Source organism: Kribbella sp. VKM Ac-2569 (assembly GCF_004216905.1).
Lineage (GTDB): Bacteria > Actinomycetota > Actinomycetes > Propionibacteriales > Kribbellaceae > Kribbella.
The window spans coordinates 1614993-1636801 of the sequence record NZ_SGXJ01000001.1 but is presented as its reverse complement, the minus strand read 5'-3'; the positions used below and the strand labels follow the sequence as shown (position 1 = coordinate 1636801).

At 68.4% G+C, this 21809-nt stretch carries 19 protein-coding genes; 9 read left to right on the top strand and 10 right to left on the bottom strand.

Annotation, left to right across the window (positions count from 1 at the left end):
* Positions 1-12: 12 nt before the first annotated feature.
* Positions 13-1194, bottom strand: coding sequence for an aminoglycoside phosphotransferase family protein (locus tag EV649_RS07635; RefSeq protein WP_157996203.1), 1182 nt, complete (start codon positions 1192-1194; stop codon positions 13-15).
* Between the two features lie 4 nt (positions 1195-1198).
* The gene (tyrS, locus tag EV649_RS07630; protein ID WP_130381847.1) at positions 1199-2383 is read right to left on the bottom strand and encodes a tyrosine--tRNA ligase; all 1185 of its coding nucleotides are present in this window, start codon (positions 2381-2383) and stop codon (positions 1199-1201) included.
* Positions 2384-2606: 223 nt separating this feature from the next.
* Between tyrS and idi the strand changes: the two genes are divergently transcribed.
* The gene (gene idi, locus EV649_RS07625; RefSeq protein WP_130381845.1) at positions 2607-3170 is read left to right on the top strand and encodes an isopentenyl-diphosphate Delta-isomerase; all 564 of its coding nucleotides are present in this window, start codon (positions 2607-2609) and stop codon (positions 3168-3170) included.
* Here idi and EV649_RS07620 read toward each other — a convergent pair.
* From EV649_RS07620 to EV649_RS07590, 7 genes are read right to left on the bottom strand one after another with little or no spacing between them, the layout of a single operon-like run.
* Positions 3141-4010: an NAD(P)/FAD-dependent oxidoreductase gene (locus EV649_RS07620; protein ID WP_130381843.1), complete on the bottom strand. Its 870-nt coding sequence runs from the start codon at positions 4008-4010 to the stop codon at positions 3141-3143. The genes idi and EV649_RS07620 overlap by 30 nt on opposite strands.
* 33 nt (positions 4011-4043) lie before the next feature.
* Positions 4044-5030 carry a 2-dehydropantoate 2-reductase gene (locus tag EV649_RS07615; protein WP_241997826.1) on the bottom strand — a complete coding sequence of 329 codons (987 nt, stop codon included), beginning with the start codon at positions 5028-5030 and terminating at the stop codon, positions 4044-4046.
* A gap of 51 nt (positions 5031-5081) precedes the next feature.
* Positions 5082-6041 (bottom strand): ABC transporter permease, encoded by a 960-nt coding sequence (locus EV649_RS07610; RefSeq protein ID WP_130381839.1) that lies wholly within the window; start codon positions 6039-6041, stop codon positions 5082-5084.
* Positions 6042-6043: 2 nt separating this feature from the next.
* Entirely contained in the window at positions 6044-6970 is a 927-nt protein-coding gene (locus EV649_RS07605; RefSeq protein WP_130381837.1) for an ABC transporter permease, read from the bottom strand.
* Positions 6967-7980: an oligopeptide/dipeptide ABC transporter ATP-binding protein gene (locus EV649_RS07600; RefSeq protein WP_130381835.1), complete on the bottom strand. Its 1014-nt coding sequence runs from the start codon at positions 7978-7980 to the stop codon at positions 6967-6969. The genes EV649_RS07605 and EV649_RS07600 overlap by 4 nt, the downstream gene beginning before the upstream one ends.
* A complete protein-coding gene (locus tag EV649_RS07595) occupies positions 7977-8954 on the bottom strand; it encodes an ABC transporter ATP-binding protein (RefSeq protein WP_130381833.1) in 978 nt (325 codons plus the stop codon). Before EV649_RS07595 ends, EV649_RS07600 begins: the two co-directional genes overlap by 4 nt.
* A 6-nt stretch (positions 8955-8960) precedes the next feature.
* Entirely contained in the window at positions 8961-10754 is a 1794-nt protein-coding gene (locus EV649_RS07590; protein ID WP_130381831.1) for an ABC transporter substrate-binding protein, read from the bottom strand.
* 166 nt (positions 10755-10920) lie between these two features.
* Between EV649_RS07590 and EV649_RS07585 the strand changes: the two genes are divergently transcribed.
* The 6 genes from EV649_RS07585 (at position 10921) to EV649_RS07560 (ending at position 17133) form a co-directional block, all read left to right on the top strand.
* Positions 10921-11604 carry a response regulator transcription factor gene (locus EV649_RS07585; protein WP_130381829.1) on the top strand — a complete coding sequence of 228 codons (684 nt, stop codon included), beginning with the start codon at positions 10921-10923 and terminating at the stop codon, positions 11602-11604.
* 2 nt (positions 11605-11606) lie between these two features.
* Entirely contained in the window at positions 11607-13016 is a 1410-nt protein-coding gene (locus tag EV649_RS07580; protein WP_206751579.1) for a HAMP domain-containing sensor histidine kinase, read from the top strand.
* Positions 13017-13132: 116 nt separating this feature from the next.
* Positions 13133-14731, top strand: coding sequence for an ABC-F family ATP-binding cassette domain-containing protein (locus tag EV649_RS07575; protein ID WP_130381825.1), 1599 nt, complete (start codon positions 13133-13135; stop codon positions 14729-14731).
* A 120-nt stretch (positions 14732-14851) separates the two neighbouring features.
* Entirely contained in the window at positions 14852-15334 is a 483-nt protein-coding gene (locus tag EV649_RS07570; protein WP_130381823.1) for a hypothetical protein, read from the top strand.
* A gap of 18 nt (positions 15335-15352) precedes the next feature.
* On the top strand, positions 15353-16507 hold the full coding sequence (locus tag EV649_RS07565; protein WP_198682351.1) for a histidine kinase: 1155 nt from the start codon (positions 15353-15355) through the stop codon (positions 16505-16507).
* On the top strand, positions 16504-17133 hold the full coding sequence (locus tag EV649_RS07560; RefSeq protein WP_130381821.1) for a response regulator transcription factor: 630 nt from the start codon (positions 16504-16506) through the stop codon (positions 17131-17133). Before EV649_RS07565 ends, EV649_RS07560 begins: the two co-directional genes overlap by 4 nt.
* Here EV649_RS07560 and EV649_RS07555 read toward each other — a convergent pair.
* Positions 17112-17627 carry a DinB family protein gene (locus tag EV649_RS07555; protein WP_130381819.1) on the bottom strand — a complete coding sequence of 172 codons (516 nt, stop codon included), beginning with the start codon at positions 17625-17627 and terminating at the stop codon, positions 17112-17114. The genes EV649_RS07560 and EV649_RS07555 overlap by 22 nt on opposite strands.
* Before the next feature lie 93 nt (positions 17628-17720).
* Here EV649_RS07555 and EV649_RS07550 point away from each other — a divergent pair, with 93 nt between their 5' ends.
* Together EV649_RS07550 and EV649_RS07545 are read left to right on the top strand one after the other, a co-directional pair.
* Complete coding sequence (locus EV649_RS07550; protein ID WP_130381817.1) at positions 17721-18512, top strand: IclR family transcriptional regulator; 792 nt, start codon at positions 17721-17723, stop codon at positions 18510-18512.
* 135 nt (positions 18513-18647) lie between these two features.
* Positions 18648-21803, top strand: a complete 3156-nt coding sequence (locus tag EV649_RS07545) for a sugar-binding protein (protein ID WP_130381815.1) — start codon at positions 18648-18650, stop codon at positions 21801-21803.
* Positions 21804-21809 lie beyond the last annotated feature (6 nt).

Here is a 21809-nt window from a genome sequence, read left to right as displayed (position 1 = left end):
GCGCGAACAGCGTCACCAGTCCCGAAAAGCGTCGACGGCCGCGCGGAGGCACATGCCGGGGTCGTCCTGGTGGTACACGCGTTCGGCGGGTTCGATGTTGTCCAGGAAGCGTTGGTAGGTGAGGGCGTAGGTGAGGAACCCGAGGACCTTCATCGGCCGGATCGCGCGCACCGGGTCGCTGCCCAGTGCATGTTTCTTCCACGCGGCGCACCAGACGTCCGTGACGTGCGGATGTTTCTCGGCGGGTAGGAATTCGTGCAGGCGTTGGACGTCCAGCGCCGGGTGGCCGATGAACGCGTCGGCCCAGTCGACGATGACCCGGTTGGTCCCGTCCGACCGCCAGTTGCCCGGATGGAAGTCGCCGTGCACGACCGTGATCGGCAGGCCGGCCGCGTCGAGTTCGCCGACGATGTCTGGGAGCTTCGCGACCAGCTGATCCAGGCTCGCCAATTCGTCAGAGGAGAGTGGGACGCGAGGCAGCAGCCGGGTGACTTCCGCGACCAGGTCCTCCGGTAGCAGGCGAGGGGCCGCGAGCGTGTCGGCCTCGGACGCCAGCGCGGCCTGAACTGCGACCCAACGGCTCACCACGTTGTCGACCGTTGCCTGGTCCGGCTCCCAGCAGTCGATGCCCGGGGCATGAGCCAGGAGCGACCACCGGTCGTCCGTCGACTGACCCAGTACGGCGGGCGCCAGCGTCGCGTCGTACCGGTGGACGTGCTGGATGATGTCCGCGTCGATGCTCCCGAACCGGCTGGTGGCCTTGGCCCACGCGCCGGGGAAGCGGATCAGGCACGACAGGTTCCACGTCTTCACCTGTACGGCGTCGTGCGGTCCGACAATGTTCTGCGCCCACTCGATCAGCCGGCTCGGCCCGTCGATCTCCGCCCAGGTCGATCGCAACGCGTCAGGCGCGATGATCGAGTCCCAGTCGGGCAGCGGAGTCTGGTCGAGTACGCCGTACCGTGGCTCTTCGAGCGCCTGGACGTGGTACACGACCCGTCCGCCGCGGCCGATCACGGCCTCGTCGGCGTGGACGAGTCGCAGTACCACTGTCCGAACCTCGAGCAGTTCGTCGAGATGGCGGGTGATCGCCTCGACTTCCGCCCACCACGCCGGTTCGACGTCGAACGCCGGCGTGCGCCCGACGTACCGGTCACCAACGCTGACCAAGGCCTCTACCGTCTTGAATTCCACCCGCTTACTGTCGCGTGATCCGGTGCCAAGTGCGAGCGCCCGACTTGAGCACCACGCCGGCGTCGAGCTCGACGGCAGCGGCCGGGTCGTCCATCCGTACGCCGTTGATCGTCACCGCGCCCTGCTGGAGCAGCCGACGCAGCGCGGAATTGCTGTCGTTCGGACGGACAGCGCGCAGCAGGTCGAAGGCAGTCGCGACCTCACCGGTGACGACGACCTCGGGCATCTCGTCCGGTCCGGAACGCTCGGAAAACGTGTGACGAAAGGCGTCCAGCTCGGATTTGGCGATGCCGGCGCCGTGGTACCGAGTCACGACCGCAGCCGCCAGCCGGAGCTTGGCGTCACGCGCCGCCGGGCCGGTCGCATCCGCGAGGGCGGCGACCGTGTCGAGGGGGAGCTCGGTGTAGACCCGCGCGTACGGCTCGACGAGCGAGTCCGGAATGCTCATCAGCTTTCCGAACTTGTCCCGCGGACTGTCCGTCAACCCGATGTAGTTGTTGAGCGACTTCGACTGCTTGGCCCGGCCGTCGATCCCGGGCGTGATCGTTGTCGTGATCACCACCTGCGGCGGCGCGCCCAACCGTTGCTGGAAGTGCCGCCCGAGCTGCTCGTTGAACAGCTGGTCCGATCCCACGATCGTCAGGTCGCTCTGCATCGCGAAGCTGTCGTATCCCTGCAGCACCGGGTACACAAGTTCATGTACGGCGATTTCCCGCCCGGCCGCGACCCGCTCGCGGAACATGTCCCGGCTCATCAGCTGCGCCTGCGTGACCTGGGCGAACAGACCCAACAGCTCCGCCACCGGCATCGCGTCGTACCACTCGGAATTCCGGCGTACCTCGAAGACGTCCGGATCGGTCCGCAGGACCAGCGACACCTGCTCGAGGAACGAGGCGGCGTTCGCGTCGATCTGCGCCGGGGTGAGGACCGGCCGGGTCTCGGAGCGTCCGGTCGGGTCGCCGACGCGGGTGGTGAGGTCGCCGAGCAGGAACACGACCCGGTGCCCGAGGTCCTGCAGCTGGCGCATCATCCACAGGTTGACCGCGTGCCCGAGGTGCAGGTCGGGCGCGGTGCAGTCGACGCCGTACTTGATCCGCAGCGGCCGCCCGGACTCCAGGCGCTCGCGCAGGTCGTCCTCGCCGATGATGAGGTCGGTGGTACGGCGTAACCGGTCGATGACAGCGTTCATGAGGGTTCCTCTCAGGACGAGGCACCCGTGAACCAGTGCCTCCGGCAAACGGAAAGAGGCAGGAACCGGACGGTTCCTGCCTCGGAGGCTCTGGGTGCAGCGACTGCGGGGACTACCGAATGCCGACTCCTCCCAGAGCCGGTCGATAGGTCACGCAGTGCTTGGTCACACCCTGAGGCTAACAGCTGCCAGGCACCTCCCGGAATCCGATTAGGCTCAGGGCGTGATCGACGAGCGGGTTGTGCTGGTGGACGAGGGTGGGCGTGCGGTCGGGACCGAGGCGAAGGCGGCGGTCCACCACACGGCGACACCGCTGCATCTCGCGTTCTCCTGCTACGTGGTCGACGCGGCCGGGCGGGTGCTGCTGACCCGGCGGGCGTTGGACAAGCCCACCTGGCCCGGCGTCTGGACCAATAGTTGCTGCGGGCACCCACTCCCGGATGAGCCGCTGGAGCAGGCAGTACGGCGCCGGCTCGCGGATGAGCTCGGGATCGTCACGGACACAGTCGAGCTGGTGCTGCCGGAGTTCCGGTATCGCGCCGAGATGCCGACCGGCATGGTGGAGAACGAGATCTGCCCGGTGTACCGAGCGTGGTGGACCGGTGACCCGACGCCGAACCCGGCCGAGGTCGCGGACTACCGGTGGGCCGAGTGGCACGAAGTACGGGAACTCCCGGACCTCTCGCCCTGGTGCCTCCTGCAACTGGACGAGCTCCTGGAACCACCAGTGGATTGGCCGATCGCCGACCCGACGCGGCTACCGCCCGCCGCCCAGATCCAGCTCTAGAAGATCCCCGTGTACGGCGACCGCCGCCGTGCTCGCATGACCTGCTGCGCCGATCGCGAGCAGCGCCGGACTGGTCGTCGTACCGACCGCATAGACCCCAGGCATCGTGGTTCGCCCGCCCTCGTCCGTGACCACCGCACCGTCCGCGACCTGGCACCCGAGCCGCTCGGCCAGATCACTCTGCTGATGCTGCCGCACCACCACAAACACCCGCCGCGCCGCCAACTCCACCCCATCTAGCAGCACGGAACCTGACCGCACCTCTTTGACGGGCTCGGTCCGCACAGCCACCCCGGCTCGAGCCAACTGATCCACCTGTACCGCGGTCAGTTCGTCCCCGTCCGTGCACAACGTCACGTCGTCGCTCCACCGGCTCAGCAGCAACGCCCGCGCCACCGACCGCTCCGGCGCCCCGCGCATCCCGAGCTGTACCAGCGGCTGATCCCGCACCTCCCACCCATGGCAGTGCGGACAAGCCACCACCGACCGACCCCACCTGTCAGCCACCCCTGATACGTCGGGCAACTCGTCCCACAACCCAGTCGCCAGTACGACGGCCCGCACCCGTTCCCCACCGACGACGAACTCGTCACCATCCACGTCCACGTCGTCGACCCGCGTCTCCCGCACCTCGACGCCGTACGCCGCGACCTGTCGCCGCCCCACCGCCAGCAGCTCGCCCGGCGCAAGATCCTCCGCGCCGAGGAAGTTGTGCACGTGCGACGCCGCCCGGTTCCGCGCCTGCCCGTCGTCGAACAACACCACCCGGCGCCGGGCCCGTCCCAACGTCAGCGCTGCCTGCAGCCCCGCCACACTCCCACCAACCACCGCGACATCCATGCGTTCATGATACGAGAGATATCATCTCGTATTTTAAGACAGCTGGCGGAGGAGGTCAGGCCCGGACCAGGACCGGCGGTCGGTCTCGGCCGCACGGATCAGCTCCACCAACCGTGCGTTGACCGGCGCGGTCCGGCCGAGGGACTCGGCCAGCCGCACGACCTCGCCGTTCAGGTAGTCGATCTCGGTCGTCCGGCCGGCTTCGAGGTCCTCCCACATCGACGTACGCGCGAGTGGGTCGACGGCGAGCACCTTGCTCGCGAGCCGCCGGAACAGGAAGTCCGGCAACCGAAGGACAGCGGGGAAGCGGTGCATCGGAACGGCCAGTAGCTGGGCCGGCCGGATCCCGGCCGCGTCGAGGAGCCCGAGGGTCTCGGCCTGCGCTGCGGCCAGGCAGCGGCGGTACGCGCGCTGCGAGAGTTCGTCGCGCAACGGCAGGTTCGACAACGCGTTGATCGGGTTGTTCAAGTTCAGCAGGAGCTTCGCCCACTGCACCGGAAGGATGTCGTCATGCTGCGCGAGCGGCAGCCCGGCCTGTTCGAAGGCCTTCAGGTACGGCGCCAACGCGGCATCCCGCTGTACGTCGAGCGCGCCTTCGGTGCCCTGATGGAACACCCCGGCGCCCCGGTTCAGCACGTTGAACGGGACCATCCCGGTCACCACGACCTGCTCGGTCAGCCGCGACCGCAGCATCTCGCCGTTCCGCACGCCGTTCTGGAAACTCACCACCACGGTCCCCGGCGACAGCACGTCGGCCAACTCCTCCGCAGCGCCCTCGGTCGCCGCGGACTTCACCGTCACGAGCACCAGGTCCGCCTCGGCCGCGCCCGCCGGCGTCGTCTCGAACGGCACGTCAGCGACCCGGAGGTCCGCCCCCAGGTAGTCCGTCAGGTGCAGGCCGTGCGTCGCCAGCTCGGCGGCCATCCTCGGCCGGCCGATGAACGTCACCGGCGTACCGGTCGCGGCCAGCCGGCCACCCACATAACACCCGATCCCACCCGCGCCATAGACAGCAATCACGAGGAACAACGTACCGAAGGACGGGCCACATACACCCGTCCTTCGGTACGGCTAGTGCAGTCGGACGCGTGGATCGAGTACGGCGTACCCGATGTCGACCAGGATGTTCGCCACCACGACCGCCGCCGAGGCGAACAGGACGATGCCGATGATCACCGGCAGGTCCTGCTGGTTGATCGCGGTGACAGCGGTCTGCCCGAGTCCCGGCAGGCTGAACACGGTCTCGGTGACGACCACGCCGCCGATCAGCTGCCCGAGGTCGATGCCGAACTGTGTGACGACCGGCGTCAGCGCGCTGCGCAGGCCGTGGACGACGACCACCCGGCTCTCCCGGATCCCCTTCGACCGCGCGGTCCGGATGTAGTCCTCACCGAGAACGTCCAGCATCGAACCACGGGTCAGCCGGGTATACGTTGCCGCCAGCAACAAGGCGAGCGCGATCCAGGGCAGCAGGAGGTGCTGGAACCAGGGCCCGATCCCGCCGGCGAGCGGCGAGTAGCCGCCCGCCGGGAACCAGCCGAAGCCGGACAGCGTGAGCCGGAAGTACAGGAAGTACAACAGCAGCAGGCCGAGCAGGAACGACGGGAACGAGTAGAAGAACAAGGCGAACAGCGTCAGCCCGCGGTCCGCCAGCGATCGCGGGTGCGTCGCCGAGATGACACCGTTGAACACACCCAGCGCCAGCCACAGCACGGCCGCCCCGAGTGCCAGCGACACCGTGATCGGCAGCGCCTGCCCGATGATGTGCGTCACCGGCACCTGGTGGTAGTAGTCGTACCCGAGATCGCCCTTCACCGCGTTACCGAGGAAGTGCAGGTACTGCTGCCAGACCGGCAGGTCGAGACCGAGTCGGTGCTTGATCAGCGCGATCGTCTCCGGCGTACCCTGCCGGCCGGCGAGCGTCTGCGCGACGTTGCTCGGAGCAACGAAGAACAGGGCGAACACCGCGACGCTGATCAGCCACAGGACCAGGATCCCGTGACCGATCCGGCGGATCAGGAACATGGCCATGATCAGGTCCGATCTGCGCGGGGGTCGAAGGCGTCCCGGACCCCGTCACCGAAGAGGTTGAAGGCGAGCGTGGTGACCAGCAGCGCCAGACCGGGGAACAGGATGAACCACCACGCGGTCGTGTAGTAGTTCTGCGACTCGCTGATCATCCCGCCCCAGTCAGGAGTTGGCGGGGGCAGCCCGAGCCCGAGGAACGACAACGTCGCCTGGGTCACGATCACCACGGGGATGAGCAGTGTGGTGTAGACGATCACCGGCGCGATCACGTTCGGCAGTACGTCGACGAACATGATCCGTCGGTCGCCGGCCCCGAGCGAACGGGCCGCCTCGACGAACTCCCGCTCCCGCAGCGAGAGCACCTGACCGCGGACGATCCGGGCCACGGACGCCCAGCTGAAGCAACCGATGACCAGCACCGTGACGGTCAGGCTCGGTCCGGTCACGGAAACCAGCGCGATCGCGACCAGCAGGAACGGCACGGACAGCACCACGTCGATCAGCCGCGCCAGGATCGTGTCGGTGATCCCCCCGAGGAACCCCGCCGCCAGCCCCAGTACGACACCGATGACGACCGTGATGGCGGTCGCGATCACGCCGACGAGCAGTGAGATGCGTGCGCCGTACGCGATCCGCACCAGGACGTCACGGCCGAGGTCGTCGGTCCCCAGCCAGAACGTGCCGTTCGGTCCGCGCGGCAGGCCGTCCGGTGTCAGTCCGAGGTCGCGGTACTGCTCGTTCGGCGGATGCCCCGTCACGGCCGCGAACACCGGCGCGAGGATCGCCATCAGCACGATCAGCACGATCACGGCGAGCGAGATCATTGCCACCTTGTCCTTGCGCAACCGCCGCAGCGCGAGCGAGAACGGACTCCGCCCCTCGATCGCCTTCGGCTCCTCGAGAACATCAACCATCTCGATTGCGGCGGTCATGATGCCTTCAGATCCGGTACGGCGGTGGAGAGGTCTTCGCCCACCGTCAGGGGGTAGAGGCATGCGGCGCGATGGTCGGGTTTGTCGTCCAAGACTGGTTCGAGTGCTGGCTCCTCGGCGGTGCAGTCGAGGCGGGCCTTCGGGCAGCGGGTGTGGAACCGGCACCCGGTCGGCGGGTTCGTCGCGGCCGGGATGTCGCCGCCGAGAATGATCTGCTGGCGGCTGTCGGCGGTGTCAGGGTCCGCCACCGGCAACGCCGACAGCAGGGCCCTCGTGTACGGGTGCCGGGTCTGCCCGAACAGTTCGCTGGTCGGCGCCAGTTCGACGATCTTGCCCAGGTACATCACCGCGATCCGGTCGCTCACGTGCCGGACCACGGACAGGTCGTGCGAGATGAACACGTAGGTGAGGTCGAACTCCCGCTGCAGATCCGACAGCAGGTTGATGATCTGCGCCTGGATCGACACGTCGAGCGCCGACACCGGTTCGTCGCAGATCACCAGCTTCGGCCGCAGTGCGAGCGCCCGGGCGACGCCGATCCGTTGCCGTTGGCCACCGGAGAACTCGGCCGGGAACCTGTTGTAGTGCTCGGGATTCAGCCCGACCAGCTCCATCAGCTCCTGGACCTTCTTCTTCCGTTCGTTGCCGGAAGCAATGTTGTGGATGGCGAACGGGTCGCCGATGATCGACCCGACCCGGCGGCGCGGGTTCAGCGAGCCGTACGGGTCCTGGAAGATCACCTGCACGTCCCGGCGCAGCGGCCGCATCGCCTTGCGCGAGAGCTTGCTGATCTCGTGGCCCTCGAACCACACCGATCCCGACGTCACGTCGTACAGATGTGCCATGCAACGGGCCAACGAGGACTTCCCGCAGCCGGTTTCGCCGACCAGTCCGAGCGTCTCGCCCTTGTGCACCTCCAGCGAGACCCCGGCGACAGCCTGCACAACCTCCTTGGAATGGGTCGGGAACTCTTTCCGTACGTCGTCCACTTTCAGAAGTACGTCGTTCATGAAGCCACCGCCTCGTTCACGTCGTGGGGGAGCCAGCACGCGGACTGATGACGCGGGTCGCCGCCCACGTCGGTCAGCGGTGGTGGCTCCGAGCACTTGTCGAACACGTGCGAGCACCGGGCCGCGAACGGGCAGCCCTTCGGCAGGCTGATCAGGCTCGGCGGGGTCCCTTGGATCGGCGTCAGCCGGTCACCGCTGCGGGCCGGCAGGGAGGCGAGCAGACCCTGCGTGTACGGGTGGTGGTTGCGGTAGAAGATGTCCCGGCGCGGAGCGCGTTCCATCACCGCGCCTGCGTACATGACCACGACCTCGTCGGCCATCTCGGCCACCACGCCGAGATCGTGGGTGATCAGGATGATCGCCGTACCGAACTGTTCCTGCAGCCGGCGCATCACGTTCAGCACCTGGGCCTGGACCGTCACGTCGAGCGCGGTCGTCGGCTCGTCCGCGATCAGCAGCGCCGGGTCGAGAGCCATCGCCATCGCGATCATCACCCGTTGCCGCATCCCGCCGGAGAACTGGTGCGGATAGTCGTCGATCCGCTCCGAAGCCCGCGGGATGCCGACCAGCGTGAGCAGTTCGGCGGCTCGTTTCCGGGCCGCCTGCTTGCCGATGGTCAGGTCGTGCGCCCGGATCATCTCCACGATCTGCCAGCCGATCCGGTACTGCGGGTGCAGGCTGGACAGCGGATCCTGGAAGATCATGCCGATCTGGGCGCCGCGCAGCCGCCGGAGCGTCGCCTGGTCCGCGGTGATCAGGTCGGTGCCGTCGAAGTACGCCGTACCGGAGACCTTCGCGCCGCGGGTGAGGCCGGTGATGGTCTGGGTGGCGACGCTCTTGCCGGACCCGGACTCGCCCACCACGGCGAGCGTCTGCCCGGCCTCCACGTCGAACGACAGCCCCCGGACGGCACGGACGGTACCGTCCGGGGTGTCAAAGGAGACCCGAAGATCCCTTACTTCGAGCAGGGCCATGAGGTTTCAGCCGCCCTGCTTGTCTTTGGACAGCCATACGTTGGTCGGGTCGTAGTTCTGCATGGACGGCACGTAGACCGCGTTGTTCACCTGCTCGGCGTGGTAGTTCGCCTGCTTGTTGCTGGTGAGCGGGAAGAACGCGGCCTGGTCCATCACCCGGGCGTCGGCCTTGGCCCATAGTTCGGAGGCCGCGTCGACGGTCGGTGCGGCGATCGCCTGCTCGATCAGCGTGTTGGTCTCCGGGTCGTTGTAGAGCCCGAAGTTGCTGCCGACCGGCGGGTATGACGGCTCACCCGAGAACAGCGGGTTGAAGAACGACAGCGCCGCGTTGCCATACCAGTCAGCACCCCAGCCGGCCAGCGAGACGTCCCAGACACCGCGCTTCGCGACGCTCGGCACCTGCAGGTACTTCACGTAGAAGTCCGCGTTCGGTGACGGTACGCCGACGACCGTGATGCCGACCTTCGACAGGTCCTGCTGGATCGTCTGGAAGGACTTGCTGCTGCCCTCGGTCGCGTTCCGGTAGAGGAACTTCAGCGTCAGGTGCGGGAACCCTGCCTCGGCCAGCAGTTGCTTTGCCTTGTCCGGGTTGTACGGGTACGGATCGATCTGCTTGGAGCCGGTGATCACGTCCGGCAGCACGTGCGTCAGCGGCGGGTTCAGTGTCTTGCCGCCGAGCACCTGCAGGATGTGGTCGCGGTTGATCGCGAAGTTGATCGCCTGCCGCACCTTCGGGTTCTGCAGCGCCTTGTTGTTGTTCGGCGAGACGGTGTTGTAGATGACGTACGGGTTCGAGCTCGCGGTGTCGCCGATAGTCAGCTTCGGGTCCTTCTTGGCCTGCAGGGCGGGCAGCTGGGACGGCGGCGGCGCGACGTCGAACTCCATGTCGGCCGACGGCGTACCGGTCTGCAGCTGCTGCTGGATCGAGTCCTGGGTGACGGTCTCGTTGACCACGATCTTGTCCACGTACGCCTTCCGGACCGGGTCGGACGCCGGGTCCCAGGCGGGGTTGCGGGAGTACGTGATCGACTTGGTCGGCACCCAGGAGTCGACCTTGTACGGGCCGTCGGACGGGAACTTGTTGCCCAGCTCGGTGCTGGCCGGCAGGTACTTGAGCGACTCGACCGGGGCGGCGGAGAAGGCCGGCAGCGTCAGCATGTCGACGAAGTACGACGCCTGCTGGGTGAGGTGGAAGACGACCGTCGTGTCGTCCTTGGCCACCACGCCGGGCAGCGGGGTCTTGTCGATGTACTCCTGGATCCCGGCCACCGTCTTCGGCGCCTTGGCGAAACCGTCCGCGAACGCCTTGTAGCCGACGATCAGGTTCGCGAAGTCCGGGATGCCGCCGAACGGCTGCACCGGGTTCGCGGTCCGCTTCACGCCGCGGACCATGTCCGCCGCGGTCACCTGGCGGGCCGGGGAGGTGCTCCACTTCGCTCCGGGCCGGATCTTGATCGTGTACGTCTTGCCGTCGGGGCTGATGCCGCCGTTCGCCGCGGTCGGGATCTCGGTGGCGAGATCGGCGACCGGCGTGGTGTTCTTGCCACCGGGTTCGGCCGGATAGGTGAACAGCTGCCGGCTCCACATCCGCAGGTTCAGGTAGCCGACGGAGTAGTAGCTGAGGTTGGGATCCATGTAGTCGACGTCACCCGCCCCGAGCATGTTCAGGGTGCCGCCGCTGACCGGTGTGCCGGCACTGCCTCCGGATCCGGACGGTGTTGTGCCGCCACTACTGCAAGCCGCGAGCGCGATGCTCGCGACGGCGGCAAGGGATACTGCCGCCAGCCGTTTCCTGGCCATTGGTCCTCCTCCGGGACTCGATAGCGCCGAAGTTAGGACTCCCGGGCGGGCCTGGGACGTGGGTCACGGAACCGTCAAACAGATGTCAATCGGCCCTCGCGCGAAGATGACGGATTCATGACAGCCGTAACCCCTGTCCGGTCCGCCGGTGAGCGACACTGGTCCCGTGGCACACAGCTTGCTGCTGGTCGACGACGAGCCGCGCATCCGGCGGGTACTGCGGCTTGCCCTGGAGGACGAGGGCTACCAGGTCGCGGAAGCGGCCAACGGGTACGACGCTCTCGCAGCGCTGCGCCGGGAACCGCCGGACGTGGTGCTGCTGGACCTGATGCTGCCGGACCGGGACGGTTTCGCGGTCTGCCGGGAGATCCGCCGCGCGAGCGACGTACCGGTGATCATGGTGACCGCGCGGACCGACAGCCACGACGTGGTCGCGGGCCTGGAGGCCGGAGCGGACGACTACGTGACGAAACCGCTCGTCGCCAAAGAGTTGTCGGCCCGGATCCGGGCGTTGCTGCGCCGGGTCGAGCCGGCCAGCGCGCGGCAGGCCGATCTGATGGAGGTCGGTGACCTGCGGATCGACGTACCGGGGGCCGAGGTGACGCGGGACGGCGACGTACTGCCGCTGACCCGGACCGAGTTCAAGCTGCTCGCCGAGCTGGCCAATGCCGAGGGCAAGGTGCTGAGCCGCGAGCAGTTGCTGTCGAAGGTCTGGGGCTACGGGTACTTCGGTGACAGCCGGATCGTCGACGTACACATCCGGAGGCTGCGGCTGAAGATCGAGCGCGACCCGGCCAGCCCGAAGCATCTCGTCACTGCCCGCGGCCTGGGCTACCGACTGGTGAGCTGACCTTGCTGGGACGGGTCACCCTCCGGGGCCGCGTGATGCTGGCCTACGGCCTGCTGGCGCTCGGGTTGTCGACCGTGCTGTCGATCGTGACCTGGACCGTGGTCTCGGACTACCTGGTGCAGCAGCGTGAGGCGGCGGCGGAGACGATCACGGCGGACAACGGGGCGGCGTTGCGGTACGGGCTGTTCGGTCCGCCGGAACCGTGCCGGCCCAGCCACGAGCGGGTCGAGTGCGAGACCCCGACGCTGCAGCCCGGGGTGTCCGTGACGGAGGTGATGAACAGCCTGCCGTCCACCGATGCGGCGGCGACGATGCTGTACCTCCAGGACCATTGGTACGCGATGACCGGGAAGCCGTCGGATCTGCCTCCCGACCTGATCCAGACCGCGATCGGCGGCAGCGTGGTGCAGCGGCGGATCGAGGTGGGCGGGCAGCCGGTGCTCGCAGTCGGCGTACCGATCGGGCGTCAGGGGGACGCGTTCTTCGAGTGGCATCCGCTGAGCAGCCTGGACGACACGCTGCAGCGGATGAAGATCACCCTGATCGCGGCGGCGATCGCGACCGCGCTGGTCGGGCTCGCGGTCGGGCGGCTGGCGAGCACGCTCGCGCTGCGCCCGCTCGCGGAGCTGACCCGGGTCGCGGACGCGGTCGCGCGCGGGAAGCTCGACGCGCGGTTGCCGGCGGAGAACGACAAGGACCTCGGCGGGCTGGCGCGGTCGTTCAACCAGACCGCGGCGGACCTGGAGCGAAGGGTGGCGGCGGACGCCCGGTTCGCCGGCGACGTGAGTCATGAGCTGCGTACGCCGTTGATGACGATGCTGAACTCGATGCAGCTGATCCAGAACCACCGCGCCGAACTGCCCGCCGCCGTACGGGAGCCGGTCGAACTGCTCGGTGACGACCTGGACCGGTTCCGGCGGCTGGTGATCGACCTGCTGGAGATCTCCCGCGACGACGGCGGCGACCGGGGCAGCCGGGAGATCGTGCGGATCGCCGACCTGGTCCGGGCCGCCGCCGACGCGACCGCCGGGCGGGAGGTGACGGTCGTCGAGCCGGAGGCCGAGGCGCTGACGATGAACGCGGACAAGCGCCGACTCGAGCGGGTGATCGCGAACCTGGTCGAGAACGCCGAGGATCACGCGGGCGGCTGCAAGGGTGTGGGGGTCGCGGCGGGCGGTCTCGGTGTCGTCATCACCGTCGACGACGCCGGGCCGGGCATCGCCGCCGAGGACCGGTCCAGGGTCTTCGAACGCTTCGGTCGCGGCGAGACGTCGGGCCGTGGCCGTGGCGTAGGTCTGGGTCTCGCGATCGTCGCGCGCCACGTCCAGTGGCACCACGGCACCATCCAGGTCACCGACCGTCCGGGCGGGGGCGCGCGCTTCGTCGTCGAGCTGCCCGCGAAAATCAGCTGACGGATCTTGCCCGCCCCGGTTACCGTGGGCGCATGGCTACTTGCCTCTGTGTCTAGCTGGCGCACCCGCTTCTGCAGGTGAGGTGTGTCCACTAGCTACCACGGAGAGTAACCATCATGATCGCCGTTCGCGGTGTAGATATTCGGGTCGGCGCGCAGTTGCTGCTGGCCGACGTTTCGTTCGGTGTCGGCGCGGGGGACCGGGTTGGGCTCATCGGCCGTAACGGTGCCGGCAAGACGACGCTGCTGAAGACGCTGGCCGGCGAGGTCCGTCCCGCGACGGGGCAGGTCACCGTGACCGGGTCGATCGGCTACCTGCCGCAGGACCCGCGGGCGGCCGATCCCGCGATCACCGTCACCGCGCGCATCCTGTCCGCGCGCGGCCTGGACGTCGCCGTACGTCAGCTCCGCGAGGCCGAGGCCGCGATGAGTTCGGCCACCGGCGAGGCACAGGAGAAGGCGATGGCGGCGTACGCGCGCGCCGAAGCCGAGTTCCAGGCCGGCGGCGGCTACGCGGCCGAGGCGGAAGCGGCGCGGCTCGCGGCCGGCGTCGGTCTGCCGAACCGTGCGCTTGAGCAGCCGATCGGTGACCTGTCGGGCGGTCAGCGCCGGCGCGTCGAGCTGGCCCGGATCCTGTTCGCGCAGCACGACGTACTGCTGCTCGACGAGCCGACCAACCACCTCGACGCCGACTCGGTGCTGTGGCTGCGGCAGTTCCTGCTGGCGTACCCCGGCGGCCTGATCGTCATCAGCCACGACCGCGAGTTGCTCAAGGCAACGGTCAACCGGGTCTTCCACCTGGACCCGCAGCGGCTGACGATCGACATCCACAACACCGGCTGGACGAAGTACCTCGAGCAGTTGGAGGTGGACGAGCGGCGCCGCAAGCGCGAGCGTGCGGTCGCCGAACGCAAGGCCGCGGTCCTGCACGCCCAATCGGCGAAGATGCAGGCCGGTGCGAGTACGGCGATGGCGGCCAAGAACATGGCCCGTCGCGCGGACAGGCTGCTCGCCGGGCTGGAGCCGGTACGCCGAGCTGCACGGGTCGCCAAGATCCGGCTGCCGGCCCCGGCGCCGTCCGGCCGGACGCCGCTGTCCGCGGTCGGCCTGAAGAAGTCGTACGGCGCCTTGCAGGTCCTCAACGGTGTCGATCTGGCCGTGGACCGGGGGAGCCGGGTCGTCATCCTCGGACTGAACGGCGCGGGCAAGACCACGCTGCTCCGGCTCCTCGCGGGCCGCGAACAGCCGGACGCCGGACGCGTCGTACCCGGTCATGGACTGCGGCTCGGGTACTTCGCGCAGGAGCACGACACGCTCGACCTGGCCGGTACCGTCCGGCAGAACCTGGCGTCGGTCGCTCCCGGGCTGACCGACGGTGAGGTCCGGAACGTGCTCGGCTCGTTCCTGTTCAGCGGTGACGACGTGGACAAGCCGGCCGGGGTCCTGTCCGGTGGCGAGAAGACCCGGCTGGCGCTCGCCGGCCTGGTCCACTCCAGCGCGAACGTGCTGCTGCTCGACGAGCCGACCAACAACCTCGACCCGGCCTCCCGGGACGAGGTGCTTGGTGCGGTCGGCAGCTACCCGGGCGCGATCGTGATGGTCACCCACGACGAGGGCGCGATCGAGGCACTCAGTCCGGACCGCGTGCTGATCCTGCCGGACGCGACCGAGGACCTATGGTCGGACGACTACCTCGACCTGGTGTCGCTAGCGTGACTCAACCCTGGGGTTGAGACCCGGTTCCACCCGGGTCTCACCTCGGGGCTGACGTTCCGGGCGCCGCTTCCGAGGAGGCTTGTCAGCAACGACAAACCTCCTTGGAAAGGAACCTCCGACATGTCGGCCCTGCTCGGAATCTTGATTGGCCTGCTGGTGCTGGTGCGGGTGGTCGGCCGGCAGGTGACCGGTTCGCTGGTCACCCAGAAGTCCTTGTTCGTGATGCCGCTCATCCTGCTGGGCGTCGGCGTGCTCTCGCTGTCGTCGGCCGTCCACGGCGCCTCGACCGGTGAGCTCGCGTTCCTCGCGCTCGACTGCGTCGTCCTGCTCGGCTGCGGGCTCGCCCGCGGCGCGAGCATCCGGCTCACACAGACCGACGAGGGCCTGTTCCAGAAGGGGACCGTGGCGACGCTCCTGCTGTGGCTGCTGACCATCGGCCTCCGGGTCGGTGCGTCGTTCGCGTCGGCCGCCCTCTGGCCGCACGGCGGAGTCAGCAAGGCGGCGCTCGCGCTGACGATCGGCATCACGATCGGTGCCCAGAACGCGATGATCTACCGTCGCTCGCTGGCCATGAACATCCCGTTCGCAGTGCAGCGGGCATGATGAAGCCATGATGCGGCTATGACGTGGACGCCGGCGGGCCTGGTGCGGGACAACTCCGTGCCGGGCCTGCTGCTGCGTGCCGTCCCGGGGGTGATCACGATCATCTCTCTCGTCGTCGCGGCCCAGCACCACGACGACCAGCGACTGCCGTACCCGCTGATCGTCGCGATCGGCGTGATCGTTGTCATCAGCAACATCACGCTGTTCGGACTGAAGTACGGCGAACCACCCGGCCCGGCCGGCTACGGCCTGCTCGTGTTCGCGATCGCCGGATCCGTGCTCTGGTACGCGTTGCCGGGCAGCGCGATGATCATCGTCCCGTTCTGGGTCAGCCGCGCGGCGGTCCGCTACTACCGCGCGCAGCCGCTCGAATGGATCATCGTTGCCATCAGCATCCTTGGAGCGAGCATCCCGCTGTACCTCAGCACGCGTTCGCTGCCCGGTGCGTTCGGGGCCGCGTTCGGGCTGGTTGCGCTGACGCTCGCCGCGGTCAACCGGCGTACTCGCGAGCAGCAGTTGGAAGATCTCGAGGTGTCGCTGGCCCGGAAGCAGGCCGCGATCGAGGAGCATGAGCGGGCGGCGGCGCTGGCCGAGCGGGCGCGGATCGCGCGCGACGTGCACGACGTACTCGCGCATTCGCTGGCCGGGTTGTCGTTGAGTCTGCAAGGTACGCGGCTGATGCTTGTCCGGGACGGGGCGTCGGCGGAGGCGATCGAGCAGGTGACGCGAGCGCAGGGCCTGGCCGCGGATGGGCTGGCCGAGGCGCGGCGGGCGGTCGCGGCGCTGCGGGACGACGCGGTTCCCGACGTACGGGCGCTCGGCGATCTCGTGACGGCGTACCGGCTGGAGAGTGGCGCGACGGCGGAGTTCGAGGTCGACGGCGAGGAGCGGGAGTTGCCGGCTGAGGTGTTGAGCACGCTGTACCGGACGTTGCAGGAGGCGCTCGCGAACACGCGCAAGTACGCGCCGGGGGCGCCGGTGCAGGTGCGACTGTCGTACGGCGACGTGGTCCGGCTGACTGTCGAGGACAGGCCGGGGCAGCGTCCGGAGCGGGCGGCACCGGGCGGTTATGGTCTGCTCGGGATGCGTGAACGTGCCGACCTGGTCGGCGGATCGCTGGAGGCCGGTCCGACTTCGACGGGCTGGCGGGTCGAACTGAAGGTGCCTGCGTGAGTGTGCGAGTGGTGGTCGCGGACGACCAGACCGTGGTGCGCGACGGGCTGGTGACGTTGCTCAAGCTGCTGCCCGGGATCGACGTGATCGCGGCCGCGTCGGACGGCCTCGAAGCGGTCGAGCTGGTGGCGGAGCACGACCCGGACGTACTGCTTGTCGATCTGCGGATGCCGACCATGGACGGTGTGGAGGCGACCCGGCGCGTGCGGGCCGACCATCCGCGGACCGAGGTCGTCGTACTCACGACGTACAGCGACGACGACTCGGTGCTGTCCGCGCTGCGGGCCGGTGCGCGCGGATTCCTCACGAAGGATGCGGACGCGGAGTCGATCGGCCGGGCTCTCCAGGCGGCCGCCGCCGGTCAGTCGATCGTCGACGCTGACGTACAGCGCCGGCTGATCGAGGGCACGGCCAAACGGACTGAAGCCAGGGTTTCGGGGCTCACGCCGCGCGAGGTCGAGGTATTGCGGCTGATCGCCGAGGGCCTCTCCAACACCGAGATCGCCCGCCACCTGGTTGTCAGCGAGGCCACGGTGAAGACCCACATCAACCACCTCTTCGCCAAGGCCAACCTCCGCGACCGCGCCCAGGCAGTCGCGTATGCCTACCGACTCGGCCTCGCCTGACGCACTGCGTCCATCAGCAGGTCGAGGTGTCCGCGATGTTGCGCGGTCTCCTCGAGCATGTGCAGGTAGATCCACCGCAGACTCACGAGCTTCTCCCCGAACGACGCCCGTACGGCGAGTTCGTCGAGCGACTCGACCTGCGCCGCGATCTTCCGGCTGGCGTCGCAGGCGTTCTCGTACAGCTCGCGGAGCTCCGCGACCGTGTTGCCGGCCGCCGAGTGGAACTCCCAGTCGGGGTCCTGGTCGAACGGCGCCGACCGCCACGGTTCGGCCGACGGCACGTCGAGCAACTTGTGGCTGAACCACAGATCCTCCATAGCGGCCAGATGCTTGACGATCCCGCCCACGGTCAGCTCTGTCGCCGGGAACAGCCGGGTCGTGGCCTCGGTGTCGCTGACGTCGTCGAGTGTCTGCAGTACGCCGGCGCGGTGGAAGTCGAGGAACTGCTCGAGGGATCGCCGTTCGTCGGCTGTGACGTTCGGATAGTTCTTCACGGTCTACAGTGTGGCTGTCTCTCGCTCGCTGTTCAGGTATGCGAACGTGATCTGATATACCGAACTGAGGCGTTTCGGGAGGAGGCGGGGGAGATGAGCGACGGAGCCGCGAAGCGAGCCGAGGTACCTGGTGGGGTGAAGTCGGCGGCTCGGACGGTGGAGCTGCTGGAGGCGCTGGCGCAGGCCCCGCGACGGCTGACCCTGACCGAACTGGCGAGCCAATTGGGTTATCCGAAGTCCAGCATCCACATGTTGTTGCGGACGCTGGTCGGTGCCGGGTGGGTCGAGTCCGACGACCGCGGTACGGCGTACGGGATCGGCGTCCGCGCCCTTCTCGTGGGGACGGCGTTCCTGGACCGGGACGTGGTCAATCAGGTCGCGACTCCGCACCTTGCCGCGTTGCGCGCGCATCTCAACGAGACCGTTCATCTGGCGCGGCTCGACGGTGCCGATGTGGTCTACCTGGCGAGTCGCGAGTCGATGCACATCTTGCGCAGTGGATCGCGGGTCGGTCGCCGGATGCCGGCGCACTCGACTGCTCTCGGGCAGGTGCTGCTCGCGCAACTCTCGCCCGAGGAGGTCGGGGAGCGGATCCCGGCCGAGCTCGCGACGGAGACGCAGCACACGATCTCCGATCACAAGTCGCTCGCGCTCGAACTCCAGGACATCCGGGTCCGTGGCTGGGCCGCGGAACGGGAGCAGGATTCGCTCGGCCTGGGCAGCATCGCGGTCGCGATCCCGTACGGGCGGCCGGCGACGTACGGGCTCAGCTGCTCGATTCCGCTGACCCGTTTCACCGACGCGCATCAGCGTGACGTGGTCCAGGCGCTGCTCGAGCACGCCGACGAGATCGGCGGCACTCTCCGCCGCCTCCCAGGCGCCTGAACCAGCCCGAACCGGGCTGCCGCGCCGGGCCGAACAGTTGAACCGTTGACACGTTCCTGTGCCTCGCCCTACCTTTTCGTCGTTCAGCATCACAGACAGCGTTCATGTATGTGAACTCGACGAGAGGAACCGCCCATGCTCGGTCCGGTTCGGAAGGTGCTCGCGGTGCTGGCCGGTGGAGCTTTGGCCGCCGGCGCGCTGGTCGCCGTGCAGTCGGGGGCGCCTGCAGAGGCGGCGACCAACCCCGGCATCGTCTTCACCAACCCGGTCGCCGCGGACGGGATGGCCGCCTGGCCGGGAGACCCGGACAAGGTCCCGGAGCACGCGGCGTCGAGCCGCCTCGGGGTTCCCTGCTGGCAGACCAGCCAGGAGCTGAAGGACCAGTACATCTACCTGAACATCGACGCGACCCGGATCCCGGCCGGCGCGACCGACGCGGTGCTCACGGTCAACTACTTCGACACCCCGGGCCAGCAGCTCACCGCGCAGTACGACAGCGTCAGCTCGGCCTTCACCCCGCTGCCGTGGTTCGTCTTCCCCGGCACCGGCGCTTGGGCGTCCACCCAGTTCCGGATGTCCAACGTCAACTTCCAGAATCGCGCCAACGGCGCCGATGTCCGGCTGATGGCCAATGCTCCTGGTGGAGTCATCAGCTCGGTCTGCATTTCGTCGGTGAGCATCTCGTTCGCGGACACGACCGGCATCATGGTCACGAACCAGAGCCTCGTCTTCACCCAGGGCTCGGGCAGCGTCACCCTTACCTCGACGGCGCCCTCAGTCGCCTGGAGCATCACCGACGACCAGTACCTGCCCGTTGCCTCAGGCAACACCACGAACGGCTCGATCAGCACGGCAGCCCTCGGCCCCGGCTTCTACAACCTCCGCCTCACCGCCGGAGCGACAGTCGTCGGTACGACGCTCGCCGTCATCTCACCGCTACCCGCGGGAATCCAGTCCCCCACGGGCAAGTGGGGCGTGAACACCCACATGAACCACTACTACAACCTCAGCGGCGCCTTGATCCGGACGCTCGCCCTGGCCGGCTTCTCGCACATCCGGGACAGCCTCGAGTGGGGACACGTCGAATCCGGGACACCGGGCAACTACACGGTCGAGCCGCAGTACGACGCGATGATCGCGGACGCGAAGGCGAACGGCATCCGCCCGCTGCTCGTGACCGGTTACCGCAACGCGCTGTACGACGGCGGCAAGACCCCGAGCACCCCCGAAGGACTCGCCGGGTTCGGCCGGTACCAGAGCTTCTGGCTCAAGCACTTCGCCGGCACCACGAACGACATCGAGACCTACAACGAGTACTACCAGCCCGGCTTCAACGACAGTGCCTGTGGCGTGACCGGCGCGTGCTTCGTGCAGCTGATGAAGGCGGCGTACGAGCAGACCCACGCGGACAACCCGAGCGCGAACGTCATCGCCGACATCGGGCCGAACAAGGGCGACACGTCCTTCCGCGACCAGGTGCTGTCCAACGGCGGCCTGGCCTACCTGGATTCGATCAACGCGCACATCTACACGTTCGCCGGCCCCGAGGGTGACCTGGACACGCAGCTCCAGAGCCTGCGCACCGCGGCCAACGCGAACGGCGGCTCCGGCAAGCCGATCTGGGTCAGCGAGGAGGGCTACCCGACCGCGCCAAGCTTCGGCGGATCGATGATCGACCAGGCCCGCAAGTCCATCCGCACCGACACGATCATGGTCGCCAGCAACGTCAGCCAGTTCTACTGGTACGACGCTCTGAACGACGGCACGAACCTGGACGACAAGGAAAGCACCTTCGGTCTCCTGCAGGCACCTGCCGGACCGATCGCCGGGATGGCGCCGAAGCCGGGCCTGGTCGCGAAGGCAACCACGATCCGTGCGCTGACCGGTCTCGCCTACAGCGGCCGCGACACCCTGCCGTCACCGCTGTACTCGTACCGCTTCGGTTCCGGTACGTCGACCACCCGCGTCCTGTGGTCGACCGCCGCCGGCACGTCATCGGTGAAACTCAACACGACAACCCCGCTCGAAGTGACCGACATGTACGGCCACAAGACCACCCTGACCCCGACCGCCGGCGCTGTGAATCTGACCGTCGACCAGGACCCGGTCTTCGTCAAGGGACCCGCCACCTCGGTCACCCAGCAGACCGCGCCGCAGCTGACGATCGCGGCCGCGGACCCGTCCAACTCGCAGGAGCCCACGGCGGTCACGGTCACCCTGAAAGGTGCCGTGGCCAACCTCGGTCCGCGTGAGGTGACGGTCGCGGGCCGGACCGAGCGCGTCCTGGTGACGCCGGGCAACGACACCACGGTCACGATCCCGATCCCGCCGAGTGACACCCTCGGTTTGCGGCACGTGGTCGCGACGGTCGCGCGCGACGGCAAGCCCACCGCCCGCCTGGTCGCCTGGACCAGTGTCGAACCGGCGACCAAGATCCGCGTCCTTCCACAGCTCACGTCCGACCTGCAGACCGCTCTCGGCGTCGAGCTCACCAACACAAGAGCGGCCACGGCCGCGACGATCCAGGACCTGACCTGGACCATCGCCGGCCAACACGGAACCGCCGGCGCCGGTCAGTCGATCGAACCGGGGCAGAAGGCAACGATCGCCATCCCGGTCACCGGCCTGGCACCGTGGAAGGCCTACGCCTACACGGTCGATCTCACCACCTCCGACGGCAACAAGATCTCCGCCAAAGGCACCACCGCCTTCAACCCGATCGTGCCCTCGGCAACGACCCCGGCCAGCTCGATCAACCTGGCGACGGACGCCAGCTGGATCGCGTTCACCCGCCCCTGGGGTGGCGCCGCCGACCTGTCGGGCACTGCCAACTTCCAGTACGACGCCACCGGACTGATCCTCAATGCGGCGGTCACCGATGACGTGTTCGCGCAGACCGAGACCGCGCCGAACCTGTGGCGGGGCGACAGCCTGCAGTTCGCGGTCAGCAACGGACTGCCCGGCGAGAACGCGACCGCGACCGAGATCGGCGCCGCGCTGCTGCCGACCGGTCCGGCCGTCTACACCTTCGGCACCTCGGACGGCAGCCCGACCGGTACGACGCCAGGCGCGACGGCCGCGATCACGCGCGCCGATGGCATCACGTCGTACCAGGTGCAGATCCCGTGGGCGGCGCTCGGGTTCCAGAGCCAACCGACCGGACCGGTCGCGATATCCCTTGCCCTGAACGAGAACGACGGTGCCGGGCGTGCGGGCGCGCTGCAGTGGGCGAGCGGCATCGTCACCGGAAAGACCACGACCTTGTTCCTGCCCGGAACGTTCATCAGTTAGGAGATG